This is a genomic window from Chitinophaga sp. CCNWYY40, from assembly GCF_037483205.1.
GTDB lineage: Bacteria > Bacteroidota > Bacteroidia > Chitinophagales > Chitinophagaceae > Chitinophaga > Chitinophaga ginsengisegetis.
In genome coordinates this window covers 403,278-423,165 of sequence record NZ_JBBHLF010000006.1, presented here as the reverse complement: position 1 = coordinate 423,165, position 19,888 = coordinate 403,278, and the positions used below count along the sequence as shown (strand labels likewise).

Sequence of the window (19,888 nt, the reverse complement as noted above, 5' to 3'; positions counted from 1 at the left end):
AAAATTATAACCGTACAATCATGATAAAATCTGGAGAAACAAACAGTCGCTCTTTCCCCGGCATAGCTCTCAACGCGGACCTGGTCATCACCGGTGGTGGCCTTTCAGGCGTGTGCTGCGCCATCACAGCGGCCAGGCAGGGATTAAAAGTAGTACTGGTGCAGGACAGACCGGTACTTGGAGGAAATTCAAGCAGCGAAATCCGCTTATGGATACTGGGCGCCACGTCACATATGGGCAATAACAATCGCTGGGCGAGGGAAGGTGGTTTGGTTGATGAGATCCTGGTAGAGAATACCTATCGTAACCCGGAGGGCAACCCCATTATATTTGATATGGTGCTGCTGGATAAAGTGAAGAAAGAACCCAATATCACCCTGTTGTTAAATACAGCCGTATATGCGGTTGAAAAAAAGGACGCCACTACCATCAGCTCGGTGAAAGCTTTTTGCAGCCAGAACCAAAAGGAATACCTGTTAAGCGCCCCCTTGTTTTGCGATGCCTCCGGCGATGGGGTAGTGGGCTTCCTGTCGGGCGCCGCCTTCCGTATGGGCGCAGAAAGTAGGGAAGAATTCGGTGAAAAATTTGCTCCTTCCGCCACCTATGGAGAACTACTCGGACATACCCTGTACTTTTACAGTAAAGACACCGGCAAGCCGGTAACATTCATCCCTCCTGAGTTTGCCCTGAAAGACATTACGAAGATCCCGCGGTTTAAAACATTCAATGCAAAGGATTTTGGTTGCCGCCTCTGGTGGGTGGAGTATGGCGGTCGCCTTGATACCGTACACGACACAGAGGATATCAAGTGGGAGCTGTGGAAAGTAATTTACGGCGTATGGGACTATATCAAGAACTCCGGCAACTTCCCTGAAGCAACCACGCTTACCCTGGAATGGGTAGGCGCTATCCCCGGCAAAAGGGAAAGCCGCCGTTTTGAAGGCGACTACATGATGAAACAGCAGGATGTTATTGAGCAACGCCCCCATGAAGATGCGGTGGCATTTGGCGGCTGGTCTGTTGACCTGCACCCTGCCGACGGCGTTTTCAGTGAAAAACCCGGTTGCAATCAGTGGCATAGCAAAGGTATCTACCAGATTCCCTATCGCAGTCTGTACAGCAAGAATATTACAAACCTTTTCCTGGCAGGACGCATCATCAGCGCGTCGCATGTGGCGTTTGCCTCCACCAGGGTTATGGCTACCGCGGCTTATGTATCGCAGGCCGTAGGAGTAGCCGCCGCTGTTTGTAAAGAGAAGAATATTCTGCCCGCCGATATTTTTAATAAAGGACACATCACCACATTGCAACAACGCCTGCTTAAAACCGGGCAGTATGTTCCGGGGTTGGTATTGAAGGATAGCCAGGACCTTGTGCAATCTGCTGTGATCACCGCATCCAGCGAACTGGTGTTTAAGGAGTTTCCGGGTAAACCGCTTCTGAAGCCGTTAACGCTATCCGTAGCACAGCTGCTGCCTTTGCAAAAAGGGGAAGTGGCTCCCTTTGTTTTTCATGCAGATGCTACCGGTAATACTGAACTGGAAGTGGAACTGCGCGTCAGCAGTAAGCCCGGCAACTACACGCCGGATATCACTTTGGCAAAACAAACCATCCCGTTACATCCCGGCAGAAATTGTGTGGATCTTCGCTTTAATACATCTATAGAAAATACCGCCTACGCATTCGTCACCTTTATGAAAAATCCGGCGGTAGAATTGCATTTTACAGAGAAGAGAGTAACCGGGATGTTGTCTGTATTCAACAGTGTAAATAAAGCCGTTTCCAACTACGGCAAACAAACGCCTCCGGAAGATATCGGCATGGAAGCATTTGAGTTCTGGTGCCCGCAACGCCGGCCGGAAGGGCATAATATCGATTTGAAATATCACCAGGGTATCAATCTGTTTCAGGCAGAAAATATCCGCAACGGAACCGACCGGCCTACGTCTGTACCCAATGCCTGGGTGGCCGACTGGAACGATCCGCAGCCCCGTTTAACACTGAAATGGACTGCGCCGCAACAGATCAGTACCATCGACCTTTTCCTGGATACAGATTATGATCATCCGATGGAATCCGTATTAATGTCGCATCCCGAAACAGTAATGCCGTTCTGCGTGAGACATTACAGGATCAAAGATGCCGCCGGAAATATTGTAGCAGAGAAAAAAGATAATTACCAGACGCACAACCGTATTCAATTGGAGCAACCCGTTATAACAGATACATTGATCATTGAGCTGGAGCATCCATCTGCCAATGTGCCTGCTGCGTTGTTTGCGGTACGCTGTTATTAGAGAAGTGTTCGTTTTGATTCCTATACTATAAGTGCGGAGAAGCCTTCAGATCGGGAGATTTGGAGGCTTTTTGTTGTAATCCGTAACGTTTATTTTAGGAAAAGATGTAAGAGGATTTGTGAACACCATTTTATCAAAGTAAGCAGTATACTTTAATTACCCATTTTTCTCCTGGCGTTTAAATACTTCCGCACAGGTATGTCATAAAACACCATCACGAGGTAAGAAAAGCCTACCAACAGCATGGTTCCGGCGGTGATGACTAAGACCAGCTGCATGGTTCCAGGTTTGTACGCAGCAAAATAGCTGGCAAAGATCCATATCGCGGCATAATGTGTCATATAAAGCGGATAAGATATCTTCCCGGAAAAAACACAAAGTTTTTTTAACCCCGAAGTAAGGGTAGCACCTGCGCCGAGTGCAATCAGTAAAGGGAAATAGAATAACACAACTATTACCTCTATCAGCCAGTTCCACTGAAAATGGGGCATTAAAAATGGCAACATCAGTAATGCCGACAGGCCAATGAAGCCCAGCCGGTTCTTAATAATCCAGTTAAAACGGAATACCAGCAACCCGGCTAAGAAGGAATAGGAGATGCGCGCACAGCCGTCCCAAAAATTATCTTTTCCCCAGCCGCCCATCAGGTTCCCTGCATGATAACCCACTACGCCAATGCCAGCCGCAGCAAGCAGGGCTAATATGAGCAGGTAGCGCCGGCTTATTTTAACCAGAATAAGCGCATACAGTATATTGGCTACATATTCCCAGAACAATGACCACGCAGGCGCATTAAAACTAAACAGGTTAAACCACCGTTCCGGCATTCCCGGAAAGGGAATCAGGAGGATACTTGTAAGAAAGAACAAGGCTATTTTACCAAATCCATATAATTCCGGGTGACCGCCGAACGGATCAAAAAGGAAACCCAACAGTCCCAGTACCGACCCGAAAATGACGAGGGGATGCAATCTGATGATCCTGGATTTAAAAAATTCCATGACCCCCATTTTACCGATGCGGTTATCATAGGCGTATCCAATCACAAACCCGGATAGGCAGAAAAAGAAATCGACCGCCAGGAAGCCATGTCCCACGAAGTTTTTGCTGTAATCGCTATACACAACTTCCATAAAATGAAAAACAACTACTGTTAAAGCGGCTATTCCTCTTAATCCGTCTAATATCTCAAAATGCTGTTTGGTTCTTAGCAGGTCCGGATTCAATTTGTTCACGTTCATTGTTATAAAAAGGGATAAATAAATGACATTATTTTCAGATTTCCTAACTGCCGGAATTCCGGCAGGCCAAAACAGGTGCGCCTTTTGTGGACAGGCTACTATAAATTATATAGTATGGAAATTACGGACATCACCGTTTATATCGGCAATGAACCTTACCATTTATGAAAATGAGAAAGGACGCAGCTGCATCCGGGTGAGAATCGTATTTGTACCGGTAGCACAGGAACTGTACCCCGGATTTAAATTTCCCGGAACAAACGCATGGAGTGAGCTGCGCTATACGGCGTATGGTTATGTGGTGCCTGTGTTAAAAGATTAAACATCTTCCAGCAGGATCTTCACCATGTTTTTATAGTCGTTGATAAAACGGTGAGATACCTTGTAATTTTCTGTTTCGGTGTAACTGGTTTTTTTGATCCCGTTTTCTGTAAGCTGGTAAATAATGGAATCGGGATAAGCCATTACAATAGGAGAGTGCGTGGCAATGATAAACTGCGACTGCTGCCCGATCAGCTGATGCATCCTTGAAAGCATGGCCATTTGCCGCGTAGGGGAAAGCGCGGCTTCGGGTTCATCCAGTATGTACAGACCGTTACCGGAAAAGCGATGCACCAGCAAAGACCAGAACGCCTCCCCGTGTGATTGCTCGTGTAACGACACACCGCCATAACTGTCAATCACTCTCGGACCGATACCCTCTTTATCCAGTTCTTCAATATTGGTACCTACATTAAAAAAGCTCTCGCCTCTCAGGAAAAATCCATTCTTTGCGCGCACCGCAGCCCTGGCTACCCGGATATACTGATGCAGCACGGAATGGGAAGCACGGGTGGAGAAGGTGAAATTCAACGATCCGCCTTCCGGGTTAAAACCACAGGCCACGGCAATAGCTTCTATCAGGGTGGATTTACCCATACCGTTTTCACCGGAAAGATAAGTAACCTTGGGATGCAGCTGCAGGGTTGACAGATTTTTCAACGCCGGTATGTTAAAAGGATATTCCCCCGGAGCAGTGATCTTTTCCCTGTTGAGTGTAATGGCGGTTAAGCCCCTTTGCGTAAGCATAGCTTTTCCTTATTTGAGGTGAAAATAAGGGAAATGCTTAAAAGAAAGTAACCCGCCCGCTATCCATGTCGTAAACGCCGCCTATAATGATGAGTTGTTTGTTTTTTTCCATTTCTGCAAGAATAGGGCTGTTTTTACGTATATTCTCTACCGTTAGCCTTACGTTTTGCTCGCAAACAGCATGTACATACGAATCGTTTTTACTATTCATATCTCCTTTAAACTCCTTGATACTACTTACTGCCGGTCTTATTTTAGACAGCAGCGCCGTAATATTGCCGAGTTTTACATTATCGATCGCCGACTTAACTGCTCCGCAGTGTTCGTGTCCCAGCACCAGGATTAGTTTGGCGCCGGCTACCTTGCAGCCGTATTCTATACTGCCCAGGATATCTTCGTTAACAATATTCCCCGCAACGCGCGCCACAAACACATCACCGATCCCCCTGTGGAAAACATCCTCCACGGGCACTCTTGAATCCAGGCATGATAAAATCACTGCCTTTGGAAACTGGCTCATTGACGCCGCCCTTACCCGGGAAGAATTATTCCTGATGGTTAAACGGTCATTTATAAAATCTTCATTTCCTTCTTTTAAAATATCCAGCACTCTTTGCGGGGTGAGCGATTGCTGCTCTTCGAACGACAGCACCTTGTTTTCCAGTACATCGCTGCTGTCTATAACAACATCTTTCTTTGAACTGCTGGTGTCGCTATCCTGTTGTAATCCTTTGTCACGGCCGGGGTTACCACAGGCATTTATGAGCAGTATGAATAGCAGGAGAGATAATTTTGCAGGCATCTTCATAAAAATATTTTAAGGTGATGAACAGGTGGCTTAGTATGTATCACTTTAACAAGCCGGGGAATGACATTGTTGCATATTTCCGGGATGATAGGTTAACTCCCGTATAACGCACAACGCCCGCGCTAGGCGCAGGCGTTGTAGGTTATAGTAATAAATCGTTTAAAACAGTGGTGTAGCGAGCTTAATAAAATATACCGTATTGAAATCCGTTTTACCGGTAAGCGGCAGTATTTTCTGGATATAAGTATTGTTAACCGGATCGGGAGGAACGATACCAAAGTCATCATCGTTGCTCACCGCCAGGGTAGTACTGTTCACCAGTACAATGCCTTCCGGTTTATCATGCGGATAACCGGCGATATCTTTCAACAGATCAACCACCAGCGATTTGGAAACGGTTTTGATACCGGCTGCCTGTAGTTCTGCGTCAGTCAATACTTCCACTGTTTTACCATTCACCAGTTTGCCGCCGGCGCCATCAGTTGCATCAGAAATATCAGTAGCCGCCGACAGATCAATTTTATAGATTCTTTTAATCAGCGATGGTTTAACCGGATCTCCCGGGAACTCTCCGTCGCGTTCCAACACCAGGAAGGTAGTGCTGCTGATCACCGTGATTTCGCTGTTGGCGGTATTTTTGTTTTCCAGTTTATAGAGGTATTGCTTCGTTTGACCGGAGGCGATATCGTAGGTGAGGATACGGGTATACAGGGAGTTCTTCACCGCATCTTTGGTAGGATTGTATAAAGGCGATTGCATAATGCCAACCAGTGTTTTGCCGTCGGGCGTAATGGTAAGCCCTTCCATGCCACGGTTGGCACGGCGCATAGCAAATACCTTCGGGATCTTCCGGCCACCGGTGCCGGTACCAAAGGGGTTGATCCTCTCCAGCGTTTTACCGCTTCTGTCGAGATGTACCAGGTGTGGTCCGTATTCATCACTCAACCAGAAAGTTCCGTCGGCTGCTACAGTAAGACCTTCGCAGTCGATGCCTTCTGCATCTTCAGGAAGCGTTTTGCCATCTTTATCCAGCGCCACTTCTCCTGTGCCGCCTGATCCTACAGGATTTGGAAGTCCTGTTACCGCTACATTAGCAGCGGATTTGATGTGAATGGTTTCTACCAGTACCAGCGAATCGCCGTTTAATTTAAACTTCCCGATCTGTGGATTAAATCCGGGTACGGCAAATACTTTGGAGTCCTTGATAATGCCATCTGCGTTCGGGCCACGATCGGTCATCAGGTAAAAATAACCAGGCTGCCCGGGTACGTTTGCAATAGAAGATCCATAACCGCCATTATACACTTTTACGCCGGCGGCGTTGGTGGTCATTACTACAGCACCCGCGAGAGTGGCTTTGGCAGGATAAGAAATATTATTGTTGTCAGGAGGGGTGTCGTTTTTCTTACAGGCAAAAAGGAACACAAATCCCAATGGAGCAAAGTAGCGTACTACAGTCATAGTGGTTGATACGTTTAAGGCGCAAATGTGCCCTTTCCGTATGAAGACTATGTTACCGTAATATTATCAAATCGTGAAATTGTTATTCCTTCTCAGGCTCCCTTTCTACCGTAATACTGCACTCGCCGATGAGGGCGGCCAGCGCGCCAACAGCCGCAAAAACGGGCGCCAGTATTGCGCCTACTACTCCGATGGTAAGCGGGAAGCTCATCAGTTCTTTTCCCTCTTTATCTGTGATGGTGATCTTTCTTACATTGCCTTCTGCTATCAGTTCTTTAATCTTTTTTAACAGGTTCTCACCGTGGAGGGTGAACGTTTCTTTTGTGGTCATAGTAAACAGGTATTTGATCTTTTAAGGTACTAAGAATTGATGAGATAATCCGTTAATCTGTCAACTCTATCCATACCGGCGCATGATCGCTGCTTTTCTCCCATCCGCGCACATTACGGTCCACCCCGCCGGCAACAAGACGGCTCTCCAGTTGCGGGCTCAGTAAAAAGTGATCGATACGCAAGCCCGCATCACGGCCGTACGCATTGCGGAAATAATCCCAGAAGGTATAGATCTTTTCATCAGGGTATAGTTTCCGGATAGCATCTGTCCAGCCCTGATCTTTCAGATTTCTGAATGCCTCCCGCGTTTCGGGGCGAAACAGTGCATCATCCACCCAACGTTCTGGTTTGTATACATCCAGTTCGGTGGGCATTACGTTATAGTCGCCCGTAAGTACTACCGGTGTTTTGGCTGCCAGCAACTCTTTGGCATGCGTTGTCAGGCGTTTGAACCAGTTTAGTTTGTAATCGAATTTAGGGCCGGGAGCGGGATTGCCGTTTGGTAAATAAAGACAACCGATCGTGATGTTATTGATTTCGGCTTCTATATAACGGCTGTGAATATCTTCAGGATCTCCTGGAAGTGTTCTCCTTATTTCCTTTGGCTCACCTATCCGGGAGAGGATAGCTACGCCGTTCCAGCTTTTTTGTCCATGCCAGATAGGATGATAGCCGGCATCGCGGATAGCCTGCTCCGGAAATTTTTCAGGAGGCGCCTTTAGTTCCTGTAAACAGGCTACATCAGGAGCGGTTTCATTTAACCAGCGAAGTAATACCGGAAGACGTCCATTGACGCCATTAACATTATACGTGGCTATTTTCATGGATGCTGTTATTTAATTGGGTTTGTAATTCAGCAGCATAATTCCACTGCGAGGCGTTTGTGAATATATGTAATTATCTGCTTCCGTTTGCCCCGGCAAACGGAAAAACTTACTTTTGTAAAAACTGCTATCACCCGGTAGCAGGTTTTATAAATTACGGAAACATCATGGCTAAGAAACATATATCACAACCACATATACACCCGTCGGGCTTTAATTTTTTAAGTAAATTAAAAGAGAATAATAACAGGGATTGGTTTAATACCCACAAACCCGCTTACCAGAAAGAACTGGCCCTGGTAGAGGAATTTGCAGAAGCGCTGCTGGCTGAGCTTTCGGTACATGACCTGATAGAAACGCCGTCCGGGAAAAAAAGCCTGTTCCGCATTTACAGGGATACCCGCTTCTCCAACGATAAAACTCCTTATAAAACCCACTGGAGCGGCAGCTTTAAACGCGCCACCAAATTCCGCAGGGGTGGATATTATTTCCATATTGAAGAAGGTAACAGCTTTGTGGCAGGCGGCTTCTGGGGCCCCGTTCCGGAAGACCTGAAGCGGATCCGGGAAGAAATCGCGTTTGATCCCGCACCATTGAGAAAGATTCTCAACAGCAAATCTTTCAAAACTTTCTTTAAAACGCTGGAAGGAGAACAGCTAAAAACGGCTCCCAAAGGTTTCGCTCCGGATCATGAAGCCATCGACCTGTTGCGTCATAAACAGTTTGTGCTGGTGAGAAAGTTTTCTGATAAAGAAGTATTAAGTGAAGATTTTCTGAAAGAAGTAAACCTCACATTTAAGGCCATGCGCCCTTTTTTAGACTACATGAGCGAAGCGCTTACAATGGACCCTAACGGCCTTACAGAGTAGATGTAAGTGGTTTGATGCCGCTGCCGGCGGAGTATATAAATTATTTTCATAAATTCAGGTATGGACAAACTACAGATGGCTATTAACGTTTTCAATAAACGCGCCGTCCAATACCAGGATAAATTTATGGACGTGGCATTATACCACGACTCATTTGATCTTTTCTGCAACAGCATCCCAAAACAAACGGCGGCTGTTTTGGAGATTGCCTGTGGCCCTGGCAACATCACCAGGTACCTGCTGGAGAAGCACCCCGGTTTTCAACTGCTGGGAATCGACTTAGCGCCCAACATGCTGGAACTGGCCCGCAGCAATAATCCACAGGCGGAGTTTATGCTGATGGATGGCCGGGACATCCTCCGGCTGAACAAATTATTCGACGGGATTATGTGCGGCTTTTGCCTGCCGTATCTCAGCCGGGAAGAGGCCGTGAAAATGATAGGAGATGCAGCCCGTTTGTTGTTGCCCGGCGGAATATTTTATATCAGCACTATGGAAGATGATTATGCCAGATCCGGTTTCCAGCGCTCGGGTGCGGGCGATGAGCTGTATATGTACTATCATCAGGCAGATTATCTGGTAAACGCATTGAACGCAAACGGGTTTAAAATAATGGATATCCGGCGGAAGCAATATCCGGCCGCCGATGGAAGCACTACAACAGACCTGATCATCATTGCAGGAATATAACCTATAAATACCATCCCTATGACCAACGACACTTCTTCCATTTTTGACAAGGATTTTTCAGACAAATCAGCAGTACGCCGCCGCGATATAATGCCGCTTGCACTGAGAATATATGCCTGGTTTTTTATGGTTTCTTCCATTTTTTCGCTGTTAAGCAACTGTTTCCAGTATATCCGGTATCCGGATATATTTAAGTTGAATGAATTTAATCTTACCGTAATATTTTCTATTGCCACTGCCATATTGTTTCCGCTGATAAGATTCTTGCCCAACCTTTTAATTTTGCTGGAGAAGAAGTATGCTGTACTGTTAGCCCTGGTAACGGTGGCGATTTCTATGCTGGAGTGGTGTTACACCTCTTACATTAGCATAGCTCACGGAATTATGGGCTACGCAGTAGTGGCAACGAATATTTTCTGGTTATTAGTAGATATCCCTTATCTCATCATCCTGCTACGGATCAGGAAAGATTGGGAAAAGGGCAGGGGACGGCCTCAGGGAATATAAGGCCCGCCCGGTTCTCCCCATCCCCACTTCGGCATCGGCTCATCCGGCTTCAGGGGCACTTCCGTTTCCTGCGAATTGATCACGGCAATACGTGTACCCCATTCGATATACGCCACGAAAGCAGACCTGAACTCAGGATCATCCGGAAGATTCAGCGTGTCGGCTGTTTCTATCAGCAACTGTACCCATCTTTTCCGGTGTTGTTCTGTGAGATGTTTGCCCAGGTGCTTTTGGATCATCCTGAAATGAGAGCCTTCTTCTTCACTGTACATTTTTGGTCCGCCGAAAACTTCAGCAATAAAATGCGCCACATGCAATTGATGCGCGGGCGACATATGCCGGAATACCGGCGCTAATAATTCATCCTGCAATACCTTATCGTAAAAGGCATTCATCAGTTTTTCAAACACGGGCATACCACCGGCCCATTCGTATAGTGTGGGGATTTTTTTCTCTGAAGTCATTACCAGGTTGCTTGATTATTCTAAAGATAGTAATTAAGCCGCCAAGTTAGCAGGAGCAACAATGTAAAACAAGCGCCTACCAAAAAGTAGGGGGCATCAACTGTTTAATACCCCGGATGAATTACCTTTACAAATACCTTCAATCAACGGTTAATATTATTTCAATGGAAATAAAGGACTTATCACCAAAACACTTATGGCAGCATTTTGCTGAGCTGAATGCCGTTCCCCGCGCATCCAAAAAGGAAGAGCGGGTAATCGCTTTTATGATGGATTTCGGAAAACGCCTCGGCCTGGAAACAGCCAAAGACGCCATCGGGAATGTAGTGATCAAAAAGCCGGCAACACCCGGCATGGAAAACCGGCAAACGGTCATCCTCCAGTCGCACCTCGATATGGTTCATCAGAAAAACAGCGATACCGTATTTGACTTTGATACCCAGGGCATCGATATGTATGTGGATAACGACTGGGTAAAAGCGCGTGGCACTACCCTCGGCGCAGACAATGGCATCGGCGTGGCCGCTATCATGTCGGTACTGGCCGCAAAGGACATCCCGCATCCCGCCATTGAGGCCATGTTTACCATCGATGAGGAAACCGGCATGACCGGCGCCAAACAACTGGACCCGGCTAATTTTTCCGGGAAGATCCTCCTGAACCTCGATACAGAAGAGGAAGATGAACTGACCATCGGTTGCGCCGGCGGCATCGATACCAACACCAAAGGCACTTATAAAGAAGTACCTGTAGTGAAGGATGCTGTTGCCTTTCACATCAGCATCAAAGGGTTACTGGGCGGCCACTCCGGCATGGAAATCCATAAAGGCAGGGCCAACGCCAATAAAGTGATGAACCGGCTCTTGTATAAAGCCGCAGAGCAGGTGAATGTACAGCTGGCCAGCTTAGACGGCGGCAGCCTCCGGAATGCCATCCCCCGCGAATCACAGGCCGTTGTTGCCGTGCCGTTAGCAGATAAGGAAAAGTTCACCCGCGTTATCAGTGAATTTGAAGCCACTATAAAAGACGAATATAAAACCATAGAACCGTCCTTTGTACTGGAATGCAAAGAAACCGCGGTGCCCTCACTGGTAATGGAGCCGGTGTATCTGCGGCAGTTGCTGCGCGCCATTTATGCCGTACCAAACGGCGTATTCCGCATGAGCCCTGATATCGCAGGACTGGTAGAAGCTTCCTCCAACCTGGCAAGGGTACAGGCTAAGGACGGTGTGTTCATTACGCAGTCGCTCCAACGCAGCAGCGTGGAAAGTACCAAAAATGACGTAGCTACCGCGGTAAGCGCCGCATTTGAAATTATTGGCTGCGAAATAAATCAGGGCGGCGACTACCCAGGGTGGAAACCCGATGCCGATTCCGCCGTGCTCCGGTTATTACTGGAGCTGTATAAAGATCATTTCACGCATACGCCTAACGTAGGCGCCTGTCATGCCGGACTCGAATGCGGCATCCTGGGCGCACACCTGGGCAATCCGGATATGATCTCTTTCGGCCCCACCATCCGCGGCGCTCATTCCCCGGATGAAAAAGTACAGATCTCTTCCGTAGGAAAGTTCTACGATTACCTGCTGCATATTCTCCGGGAAATACCGGTTAAATAAATAAGGATCATAAATAACAAGGCTTCCATTCGAAAGAACGGAAGCCTTGTTATTTATGGTAAAAAAGATTAATCGTTCTTCAAACACTTCACCGGGTTTGTGAGCGCCGCCTTTACAGATTGGTAGCTGATCGTAGCCAATGCAATAAAGATTGCCGTCACACCTGCCAGTGCAAAAATATGCCAGCTCACCGGTGCGTGATACACATAATGCTCCAGCCAGCGCTGAATAGCATACCAGGCAATGGGAGTTGCAATAAAAATAGCTACCAGGATCAGTTTAATAAAGTCAACAGACAATAACTGCGTAATGCTCATTACGGAGGCGCCTAATATTTTCCGCACCCCAATTTCTTTGGTCCGGCTTTCCGCCATATAAGCAGAAAGGCCTAATAAACCAAGACAGGAAATACTGATAGCCAGTGCGGCAAACAAGCCAGCCAGTACTTTGATACGTTGCTCATTATCAAAATTCCGGGCATACTCATCATCTATAAACCGGTAATTAAAAGGATAATCAGTATTATATTTTCTGAAGATGCCCGCCGTTTGCCGTAAGATGTCTGCCATCGGCCTTTCCCTGCTGACCCTGATATGCAGGGTGTTAAACCAGCTGCCGGGGCCTTCTATCATCAGCGGTGGAATTTCTTCATAGGGAGAGTTCAGAATATAATCTTTCACCACACCTACCACATGCCAGCTCGTTTTATGATCTGCCTGGGTAAGGATTTGTCCCACAGGTGCATCAAAACCCATTGTTTTTACAGCTGTTTCATTCAGCAGTACGGCGAAGGAGTCTGAAGGATACTGATGGATATTGATATCCCTTCCGGCCACTAACTGTAGTCCCGCTGTTTTTACAAGATCCGCGTCTGTACTGAACAGTGCAATGGTAGGATCATTGTCCGCATTTTTCCCCTGCCAGTGCAGCCCCCACATGTTGGATCCCCGCTCGGTAATGGTGCCCATCGTTTTGGTAACGCTTACGGCTATACCGGAACTGATAAGATCCTGCTTGATAAGTGCATAATTCTTTTCAATATCACCGGCAAAATCTACCCGGATCAGGTCGTCCTGTGAATAACCGGTCTGGCGGTCCTGGGCATAGCGGATCTGGTTGCGTACGGCAATGGTGGAGATAATGAGCACAATAGCAAAGGTAAATTGTATCACTACCAATACTTTTCGCGGTGATAACCACGCACTTGTTCTTTTGAATTTCCGTTGAAAAATACCTGCCGGACTAAAAGACGCCAGGTAAAAAGCCGGATAACTCCCTGCCAGTGCGCTCGTAAAGAGAATGAAGACAACAGCCGCTATCCAGAATGAGGTCTGCTGATAAGGGACTGTGAGTTGTGCATTCACCAGCTGATTAAATGACCCGATCGTAAAAAATACCAGGATCATTGCGCCTATAACTGCAATACCCACCGTTACAAAGGATTCCGTCATAAACTGCCGGATCAGTAATCCTTTGCCTGCACCGGCTACCTTGCGGATGCCAACTTCTTTAGCGCGTTTTTCGCTCCTGGCGGTACTCAGGTTCATGAAATTGATACAGGCTATTAACAGGATAAAACCCGCTATCACACCAAATAAACGAACAGTGGTAATTCTCCCGCCGGTTGCTTTTCCATTTTCAAAAGATGAATACAGGTGCCATTGACTCAGTGGATGCAGAAAGTGTGTCCATACATCCATCTTTCCGGAATGCCGCCGGGTGAAATCGCTGAACTTATTGTTAAAGGCAGTTACAGAAACATGCGGCTTTAACAACACAAAAGTAGACGTATTGTTACTGAGCCAGCTATCATTATTCCATCCTTTCTGTTTTAATAACGACCAGGGGAGAAGATATTCAAAGTTAAAGCGTGTATTGGAAGGGAGGTCTTTCAGCACGCCGGTTATGGTTACCACATCTTCGGTATTTAACCGGAGTGTTTTATTCAATGCCTCCCCGTTACCAAATAATTTCTTCGCCAGCTTTTCAGTGACCACAATGGAATGAACATCTTTTAGCTGCCCGCCGGGTGCACCTTCGGCCAATGGGAAATCAAACATCTCCAGGTAAGCAGGATCTGCAAACCCCCCTTCAACACCGGTGAGTTGTTTATTTTCCGCCGTAATCAGAAAGCTGTTCACACTGCTGAAGCGGGTGGTGTTTTCCACATCCGGGAATTCCTGTTTTAACGCAGGCCCCAAAGGCTGCGAGGTGCTGCTGATGGCAAATAAACTACCGTTCATGGTGGAAAGCCCATAGGCTTCATACAGCCGGTCCTTATGCGGGTGGAACTTATCAAAGCTGATTTCATGTTGTATCCATATCAGGATCAGGATTACACCAGCCATGCCTATGCTTAGGCCCGAAATATTTATAAAAGAAAACCACTTATTGCGGATTAAATTCCTCCAGGCAACTTTAAAATAATTTTGCAGCATGGCAATGATAATGATTTAGAAAAGATCCATCCAGTCAGATGCCAGTATTTTACGAGCTGATTGCCAGCTGTTTATATTTTCATTTTTTGGGTGACCTGTACGTTTTCAGAAGGGGAATGTCCATTTCTGAACATCTCATGAGGTGAAAAAATACCGATGGAATAAGTATAATTATTACTTTCGCGTCTTAATCGACTAATCTAAAGTAACTAAAATCCTTTTAATCCGATTTATCCAAAAAAGTATCTATGAAGGTGTTAACTAAAATTCTCGTCTGCCTGACGACAGGCATTGTAGTTTTATCATCCTGTAAAAAAGATCATCCGGATGACCACAAAATACCTGCTGCTACTATTTCCAGAATCAGCGCACTTGGATTTGATACCCTGAACGTTACAAAAGTAGATGGAGGCTATGTTGTAGAAGGGGATATTTTTTTAACAGAAAATGACCTCGAAACCAGGCAAGGCTATACCACACTCTCTATAGGAGAATCTGATCAATATAAATTTTCCTATACACTGAATGCATTACCACGCGAAATCAATATATCAGTATCCGGTTTACCGGCAGCTTATGTTACTGCTACAGAAATTGCCATCGCCAGGTATAATGCATTGAACCTTCGTGTTACCTTTAAGAAGGTTACCAGCAGTGCCAATGCAGATATTGAAATCCGTGATAATAATCTCGGTAACACCACATTGGCGCGCACCCCTGCTTATCCGGCCGTTCCGAGAAATCCTTCCAGCCCTGTTTTGCTGAATGTAGCCGCGCTGGGTAACAGCCCGGACGAAAACCGCCTGGCAACACTGATCACTCATCAGATTGGCCACGCTATCGGTTTAAGACATACCACTTATGCTAACAACCCTTACAGTTGTACATATAACCAGGTAGACAGAGCCGGAAATAACCAGGTAGAACTGATCAATATTAATGGAACACCTACAACCGGAGCGGCCTACAGCTGGATGCTGGGTTGTATGGACAGCGGAGATCATCCGTTTAATCCAAATGATGTAGTGGCCTTGAATTACTTCTATGGGAATACGCCGGGCGATTTTGCTGTACCTGCAGCTGCGTATAGAAGAGGTACAAAAGAACTTCATCTGTTTTTAAGAAGCAAAACCAACACTTTACTGGAAAAGACTTACATACCTGGCACGGGCTGGTCGGCATGGAAAGACCTGGGCGGTACACTTACATCTGATCCCGGCGCGGCTTCTAAAGATGAAAACAGTATAGATGTATTTGTAAGAGGAACAGCTAACAATCTGCTCTATAAAACCTGGACTACCACCGGTGGCTGGAGCGACTGGAAAAACCTGGGAGGTAATTTAACTTCCGCACCCGCCGCAGAATCGAGAGCCCCCGGTTTACTTAATATTTTTGCAAAAGGAGCCAATAATGTTTTGCAGACTATTTATTACGGAGAGGGTGCTGGTTGGTTATACTGGCAGAATTTCAATGTAACGGTTATCTCTGCTGCTTCTGCAACATCCCGTTACCCAACTTCTATAGAGATGTACGCACGTGGCGAAGATAACCAACTGGTACAGGGGGTGTGGACAAGAGAATCTGATAGAACGGTGTGGAACAGTGTTGGTGGCTATATTACTTCTGCCCCCTCTGCTGTAGCAAGAGGTTTTCTTACTGTAGATATTTTTGCACTGGGCGTAAATCATAACCTGATAACAACCAACTGGTCTGTTACATCTGCCTGGAAAACATGGGAAAGTATCGGCGCCAATATATATTCAGCACCGGCAACAGCTTCAGCGGACTCCCTTTCAGTGGATATTTTTGCAAAAGGACCAAGTGATAACCTGATGCAGAGAACCTGGACGAAGGCTGCTGGCTATGGTCCATGGATAAACCTGTAGCAGATTTATATTATCTTATAAAACAACCGGCAGTCTGTTTATTTTAAACCGGCTGCCGGTTGTTTTATGAGATCTGGTGTCATAAAGCGCTGAGGCGTTTTACCGGATTCGCCACAAACACATTAATCGTCAACCTACCCCCTCACTTCATATAACGGAAACGGATCATCGCATTTTCTGTTTCTGAAGAAGTCACCTTCAGCTCATACCGCTTGTCGCTGGTAAGAATAATCATTTTAGATGTATTGGGCGGAATATCGCCGAGGTTGTTGGCATGTAATACCAGCTCCTGGTATTCCCGCGAGGCATCCGCTGTAAGATGAATACGCAGCGGGCTCCCGGTAAGCTCCTGCCGGTCGGCTACTTTTACCCCGTTAAAAAATACGGTTACGGTATCATGATCAATGGTGCCGTAATCATACAGGCTGATATCTATAGCCGGACTGCTGATATCATAACTTCCCTGTACGCGGTTTTTGCGTTGTTCCGGGGCAGGTTTCACTGTATCCGGTGTGGATGGAGCTGCTACCGGGATCGTTTTACGGCTGCCGGGAATTTCCAAAGCAGCAATTTCCACCCCGCTGAGTTTCGATAACCGCAGCACTCTTTTGGTATGCACTTTCCCGGTGTATTTTGAATAGCTGATCATGATTCCCTGTAATACTATTTCTCCATCAATATCAAACAACTTCAGGTTCATAACCGCCAGCCGGGCGCTGTGATTTTTGGGTATGGTGAGGGCATTGAGTTTTATTTCTTCAAAGCGCCAGTTATCGGCGCTGTCGTTTCGTTGGCCGGTCACCGTTAGTTCACCATAAAGTTGTGGCGTTTCATAAAACCAGGCGGTGCCGGTGTATTTCCCGGCGGTGGTTTGTTGTATATCCATGATGTAACTGCCGGTGCCATAGTACCATCCCTGCGATTCGGCGGCGGCATAGCCTTTCCATACGCCTTCGAGGTTTTGGGCACGGAGCGCGGTTAACAGGAGAAGCCCGCAGCAGGTTAACAGTATTGTTTTCATCTGATTGGTTAACATATTACCTTAAAGATAAGGTTTCCATGCATGAGCCGGCAATCCGGCTGCGGGTTGTAATTGTTGCTGCCGAAAAAGGAGTCCGCCGATAATGATGGTCACCACGCCCTGCAGCAGCACGGTATTGGGGGTACCTATCCATTGGGAAACAGCGCCTACCAGCAATCCGCCGAGTGGCTGCATCCCGAAAAATGCCATCGCATAAAAGCTGATCACCCTGCCCCGCATCGCCGGATCCACCGTTGTCTGGATCAGGGTATTGCTGATCGTGATCTGCGACATCATGCCAAAACCTGCTATGGTAGCGAATATCAATGCAATGGGGTAAATGGTGGAATGGGAAAACAGTACGAGCCCGGCGCCGAATACCAGCGTGTTAAGCGCCAGTATCTTCCGGAGGTTTTTTCCGGGTTTCAGGGAAGCGAGGAAAATAGCCCCGCAAAATGCGCCCATCCCGATGGCGCTGTCTATCACCCCAAAGGTGGAGGCATTGCCTTTGAAAATATCTTTAGCATATACCGGCATCAGCGTGCTGTAAGGCAATACCAGCAGGCTCACAGATGCCAGCGTAAGCAGTATCAGCGAAATAGCCGGAGTGGCCCGGATATAGGCAAATCCTTCTTTCAGTTCGCCCAGCATATTGGTAGTACGCACTTTGGGGGTATAAGCCGGGAGCTTCATATACAGTAACGATCCTATTACGGCAATAAAGCTGATGGCGTTGATACCAAAACAGATGTCTTCCCCGAATTTTTCGAGCGCCAGCCCGGCGATGCCGGGGCCAATTAACCTCGACAAATTCACCATCGAAGAATTCAGCGCCAGCGCATTGGGCAGGTCTGCTTTGTCTTCCACCATTTCATATACCAGCGACTGCCGCGCGGGTACGTCAAAAGCGTTGATGAGGCCCAGGAAGGCGCTCAGCGCAATGATCTGCCACACCTCATAGTGTTTAAAGTAGATCAGCACGGTTAATAAAACCGCCTGGATCATAGAGGCAAATTGCGTCATCAGCAACAGCTTGTACCGGTTGTAGCGGTCCGAAGCCACACCGCCCAGGAACGAAAAAACAAAGGAAGGAAACATGCTCGCAAAAAGAGTGAGCCCGAGCATGAACTTGGAATGTGTTTGGGAATAGATCACCCAGCTGACGGCAGTTTTCTGCATCCAGGTACCTATCAGTGATATGGATTGTCCGCTGAAATATAACCGGTAATTACGACTCTTGAAAGCATTAAAAGTGCTGATGTTCATGTTAGTTCCCGCTTTTATTCGTACTCCACCAATTTTGATAAAGGTCCGATCGCTGCCTGCAGGATCGCCTGTTCTTCTTTTGTGCAAACCTCGCTGATGGCCTTACTCAGCCACTCGTTCCGCTCTTTCCGCACCCGCTGCATCCGCTCTTTACCGGCAGCCGATAAGGAAATATGAATCTTCCGTTTGTCGTCGGGAGATGCGGTTCTGTTGATTAAACCCTGCTGGAAAAGATGCTGGAGTAATTGTCCCATCGATTGCGGCGTCATTTTTTCCATTACCGCCAGTTCGGCCGATAACAGGTAATCGTGCTGGTCCAGTAACACCAGCACAGAGCGTTCACTCTGCGATAACTGCTCGTTGGCGGGCGACAGTTTTCGCAGCTTTCTCACCAGCCTGGCAAGCAGGGGACGGAGTTGTGCAGCAAGTTGATTCGGATTTCCGGAAGCCATATAGTAAGGTAAAGTTATAAGTTTACCTTACAAATATATCAAATTATTTCCGGAGAGAATAAAAAGAAATAGTTATTTCCCGGAGAAACGGCTCAGCGTTTCACGCGATACGCCAAGATAGGCGGCAATCAATGTTTTGGGAACCCGTTGGAAAAGAGAAGGATATTGCGCCAGTAATTGTTCGTAGCGCGACTGTGCATCATTATTAAGCAGCGACAGGATCCGCTGCTGTGACGCCACATAGCCGGAAGTGGCTTTCACCCGGAAGAAATGCTCCATTTTATGAGAGGCTTCACAGAGCTTCCTTTTATTTTCGAAAGATAAACACAGCAGGGTGGATGCTTCGATACAATCGATATTGAGATTGGCAGTTGTTTGGTTTACGTATGCCTGGTAATCGGTAATCCACCAGTTCTCCATCGCAAACTGGATAATATGCTCTTTCCCTGCTTCATTAAAGTAAGCCGCTTTTAACAGCCCGCTTACCACAAAATATTCATGTCCCACCAGGTTCCCTTCCTGCACCAGGAACTGGTGCTTACGCAGTTTTTTTTCCGTGAAATACGATTGTATATGATCGAATTCCGTATCCGTGAGTGGGGAAATCTGTTCGATATGTTGTCTTAGCACATTACTCATAAGAT

At 46.8% G+C, this 19,888-nt stretch carries 19 protein-coding genes; 7 read left to right on the top strand and 12 right to left on the bottom strand.

All coding sequences use genetic code 11. The features are described 5' to 3' along the window. Positions 1 to 20 precede the first annotated feature (20 nt). Positions 21 to 2,297 (top strand): FAD-dependent oxidoreductase, encoded by a 2,277-nt coding sequence (locus V7S65_RS24635; RefSeq protein WP_336388138.1) that lies wholly within the window; start codon positions 21 to 23, stop codon positions 2,295 to 2,297. A 152-nt stretch (positions 2,298 to 2,449) separates the two neighbouring features. Here V7S65_RS24635 and V7S65_RS24630 read toward each other — a convergent pair whose 3' ends face one another. Continuing rightward, on the bottom strand, positions 2,450 to 3,538 hold the full coding sequence (locus V7S65_RS24630) for an acyltransferase family protein (RefSeq protein ID WP_336388137.1): 1,089 nt from the start codon (positions 3,536 to 3,538) through the stop codon (positions 2,450 to 2,452). 148 nt (positions 3,539 to 3,686) lie between these two features. On the opposite strand from V7S65_RS24630, the gene V7S65_RS24625 reads away from it, so the two are divergent. Next, positions 3,687 to 3,860 carry a hypothetical protein gene (locus V7S65_RS24625; RefSeq protein ID WP_336388136.1) on the top strand — a complete coding sequence of 58 codons (174 nt, stop codon included), beginning with the start codon at positions 3,687 to 3,689 and terminating at the stop codon, positions 3,858 to 3,860. On the opposite strand, the gene V7S65_RS24620 is transcribed toward V7S65_RS24625, so the two are convergent. The 5 genes from V7S65_RS24620 to xth form a co-directional block, all read right to left on the bottom strand. Next, a complete protein-coding gene (locus V7S65_RS24620) occupies positions 3,857 to 4,606 on the bottom strand; it encodes an AAA family ATPase (protein ID WP_079472531.1) in 750 nt (249 codons plus the stop codon). The genes V7S65_RS24625 and V7S65_RS24620 overlap by 4 nt on opposite strands. Before the next feature lie 37 nt (positions 4,607 to 4,643). After that, positions 4,644 to 5,414 carry a carbonic anhydrase family protein gene (locus V7S65_RS24615; RefSeq protein WP_079472532.1) on the bottom strand — a complete coding sequence of 257 codons (771 nt, stop codon included), beginning with the start codon at positions 5,412 to 5,414 and terminating at the stop codon, positions 4,644 to 4,646. Positions 5,415 to 5,573: 159 nt separating this feature from the next. Then, positions 5,574 to 6,875 carry an esterase-like activity of phytase family protein gene (locus V7S65_RS24610; RefSeq protein ID WP_111579176.1) on the bottom strand — a complete coding sequence of 434 codons (1,302 nt, stop codon included), beginning with the start codon at positions 6,873 to 6,875 and terminating at the stop codon, positions 5,574 to 5,576. An 82-nt stretch (positions 6,876 to 6,957) separates the two neighbouring features. Continuing rightward, positions 6,958 to 7,206, bottom strand: coding sequence for a DUF4342 domain-containing protein (locus tag V7S65_RS24605; protein WP_079472534.1), 249 nt, complete (start codon positions 7,204 to 7,206; stop codon positions 6,958 to 6,960). A gap of 52 nt (positions 7,207 to 7,258) precedes the next feature. After that, complete coding sequence (gene xth / locus V7S65_RS24600) at positions 7,259 to 8,032, bottom strand: exodeoxyribonuclease III (RefSeq protein ID WP_336388135.1); 774 nt, start codon at positions 8,030 to 8,032, stop codon at positions 7,259 to 7,261. 167 nt (positions 8,033 to 8,199) lie between these two features. On the opposite strand from xth, the gene V7S65_RS24595 reads away from it, so the two are divergent. Genes V7S65_RS24595 through V7S65_RS24585 form a run of 3 tightly spaced genes read left to right on the top strand, consistent with a single transcriptional unit; the run spans position 8,200 to position 10,098 of the window. Beyond that, positions 8,200 to 8,901 carry a DUF2461 domain-containing protein gene (locus tag V7S65_RS24595; RefSeq protein ID WP_336388134.1) on the top strand — a complete coding sequence of 234 codons (702 nt, stop codon included), beginning with the start codon at positions 8,200 to 8,202 and terminating at the stop codon, positions 8,899 to 8,901. Between the two features lie 60 nt (positions 8,902 to 8,961). After that, positions 8,962 to 9,591 (top strand): class I SAM-dependent methyltransferase, encoded by a 630-nt coding sequence (locus V7S65_RS24590; protein ID WP_336388133.1) that lies wholly within the window; start codon positions 8,962 to 8,964, stop codon positions 9,589 to 9,591. A gap of 18 nt (positions 9,592 to 9,609) precedes the next feature. After that, positions 9,610 to 10,098 carry a hypothetical protein gene (locus V7S65_RS24585; protein WP_336388132.1) on the top strand — a complete coding sequence of 163 codons (489 nt, stop codon included), beginning with the start codon at positions 9,610 to 9,612 and terminating at the stop codon, positions 10,096 to 10,098. On the opposite strand, the gene V7S65_RS24580 is transcribed toward V7S65_RS24585, so the two are convergent. Then, complete coding sequence (locus V7S65_RS24580; protein WP_079472539.1) at positions 10,086 to 10,562, bottom strand: group II truncated hemoglobin; 477 nt, start codon at positions 10,560 to 10,562, stop codon at positions 10,086 to 10,088. The two genes, V7S65_RS24585 and V7S65_RS24580, sit on opposite strands and share 13 nt — an antisense overlap. A 164-nt stretch (positions 10,563 to 10,726) precedes the next feature. Here V7S65_RS24580 and V7S65_RS24575 point away from each other — a divergent pair, with 164 nt between their 5' ends. Continuing rightward, positions 10,727 to 12,181 (top strand): aminoacyl-histidine dipeptidase, encoded by a 1,455-nt coding sequence (locus tag V7S65_RS24575; protein WP_336388131.1) that lies wholly within the window; start codon positions 10,727 to 10,729, stop codon positions 12,179 to 12,181. A 68-nt stretch (positions 12,182 to 12,249) separates the two neighbouring features. Here the strand turns inward: V7S65_RS24575 and V7S65_RS24570 are convergent, their stop codons facing one another. Beyond that, entirely contained in the window at positions 12,250 to 14,619 is a 2,370-nt protein-coding gene (locus tag V7S65_RS24570) for an ABC transporter permease (RefSeq protein WP_336388130.1), read from the bottom strand. 248 nt (positions 14,620 to 14,867) lie between these two features. On the opposite strand from V7S65_RS24570, the gene V7S65_RS24565 reads away from it, so the two are divergent. Next, positions 14,868 to 16,505 (top strand): M57 family metalloprotease, encoded by a 1,638-nt coding sequence (locus V7S65_RS24565; RefSeq protein ID WP_336388129.1) that lies wholly within the window; start codon positions 14,868 to 14,870, stop codon positions 16,503 to 16,505. A gap of 142 nt (positions 16,506 to 16,647) precedes the next feature. Here the strand turns inward: V7S65_RS24565 and V7S65_RS24560 are convergent, their stop codons facing one another. From V7S65_RS24560 to V7S65_RS24545, 4 genes are all read right to left on the bottom strand, one after another. Then, positions 16,648 to 17,526 (bottom strand): hypothetical protein, encoded by an 879-nt coding sequence (locus tag V7S65_RS24560; protein WP_336388128.1) that lies wholly within the window; start codon positions 17,524 to 17,526, stop codon positions 16,648 to 16,650. A gap of 21 nt (positions 17,527 to 17,547) precedes the next feature. Next, positions 17,548 to 18,792 (bottom strand): MFS transporter, encoded by a 1,245-nt coding sequence (locus V7S65_RS24555; RefSeq protein ID WP_079472543.1) that lies wholly within the window; start codon positions 18,790 to 18,792, stop codon positions 17,548 to 17,550. Positions 18,793 to 18,806: 14 nt separating this feature from the next. Beyond that, positions 18,807 to 19,244: a MarR family winged helix-turn-helix transcriptional regulator gene (locus V7S65_RS24550; protein WP_111579183.1), complete on the bottom strand. Its 438-nt coding sequence runs from the start codon at positions 19,242 to 19,244 to the stop codon at positions 18,807 to 18,809. A 72-nt stretch (positions 19,245 to 19,316) separates the two neighbouring features. Continuing rightward, positions 19,317 to 19,883: a Crp/Fnr family transcriptional regulator gene (locus tag V7S65_RS24545; protein ID WP_079472545.1), complete on the bottom strand. Its 567-nt coding sequence runs from the start codon at positions 19,881 to 19,883 to the stop codon at positions 19,317 to 19,319. Between the last annotated feature and the right edge of the window lie 5 nt (positions 19,884 to 19,888).

What these genes read in the sequence shown, in the direction of transcription:
- V7S65_RS24635 (WP_336388138.1), top strand. Translation starts at nt 21, where the DNA reads ATGATAAAATCTGGAGAAACAAACAGTCGCTCTTTCCCCGGCATAGCT.
- V7S65_RS24630 (WP_336388137.1), bottom strand. Translation starts at nt 3,538, where the DNA reads ATGAACGTGAACAAATTGAATCCGGACCTGCTAAGAACCAAACAGCAT.
- V7S65_RS24625 (WP_336388136.1), top strand. Translation starts at nt 3,687, where the DNA reads ATGAACCTTACCATTTATGAAAATGAGAAAGGACGCAGCTGCATCCGG.
- V7S65_RS24620 (WP_079472531.1), bottom strand. Translation starts at nt 4,606, where the DNA reads ATGCTTACGCAAAGGGGCTTAACCGCCATTACACTCAACAGGGAAAAG.
- V7S65_RS24615 (WP_079472532.1), bottom strand. Translation starts at nt 5,414, where the DNA reads ATGAAGATGCCTGCAAAATTATCTCTCCTGCTATTCATACTGCTCATA.
- V7S65_RS24610 (WP_111579176.1), bottom strand. Translation starts at nt 6,875, where the DNA reads ATGACTGTAGTACGCTACTTTGCTCCATTGGGATTTGTGTTCCTTTTT.
- V7S65_RS24605 (WP_079472534.1), bottom strand. Translation starts at nt 7,206, where the DNA reads ATGACCACAAAAGAAACGTTCACCCTCCACGGTGAGAACCTGTTAAAA.
- xth (WP_336388135.1), bottom strand. Translation starts at nt 8,032, where the DNA reads ATGAAAATAGCCACGTATAATGTTAATGGCGTCAATGGACGTCTTCCG.
- V7S65_RS24595 (WP_336388134.1), top strand. Translation starts at nt 8,200, where the DNA reads ATGGCTAAGAAACATATATCACAACCACATATACACCCGTCGGGCTTT.
- V7S65_RS24590 (WP_336388133.1), top strand. Translation starts at nt 8,962, where the DNA reads ATGGACAAACTACAGATGGCTATTAACGTTTTCAATAAACGCGCCGTC.
- V7S65_RS24585 (WP_336388132.1), top strand. Translation starts at nt 9,610, where the DNA reads ATGACCAACGACACTTCTTCCATTTTTGACAAGGATTTTTCAGACAAA.
- V7S65_RS24580 (WP_079472539.1), bottom strand. Translation starts at nt 10,562, where the DNA reads ATGACTTCAGAGAAAAAAATCCCCACACTATACGAATGGGCCGGTGGT.
- V7S65_RS24575 (WP_336388131.1), top strand. Translation starts at nt 10,727, where the DNA reads ATGGAAATAAAGGACTTATCACCAAAACACTTATGGCAGCATTTTGCT.
- V7S65_RS24570 (WP_336388130.1), bottom strand. Translation starts at nt 14,619, where the DNA reads ATGCTGCAAAATTATTTTAAAGTTGCCTGGAGGAATTTAATCCGCAAT.
- V7S65_RS24565 (WP_336388129.1), top strand. Translation starts at nt 14,868, where the DNA reads ATGAAGGTGTTAACTAAAATTCTCGTCTGCCTGACGACAGGCATTGTA.
- V7S65_RS24560 (WP_336388128.1), bottom strand. Translation starts at nt 17,526, where the DNA reads ATGAAAACAATACTGTTAACCTGCTGCGGGCTTCTCCTGTTAACCGCG.
- V7S65_RS24555 (WP_079472543.1), bottom strand. Translation starts at nt 18,792, where the DNA reads ATGAACATCAGCACTTTTAATGCTTTCAAGAGTCGTAATTACCGGTTA.
- V7S65_RS24550 (WP_111579183.1), bottom strand. Translation starts at nt 19,244, where the DNA reads ATGGCTTCCGGAAATCCGAATCAACTTGCTGCACAACTCCGTCCCCTG.
- V7S65_RS24545 (WP_079472545.1), bottom strand. Translation starts at nt 19,883, where the DNA reads ATGAGTAATGTGCTAAGACAACATATCGAACAGATTTCCCCACTCACG.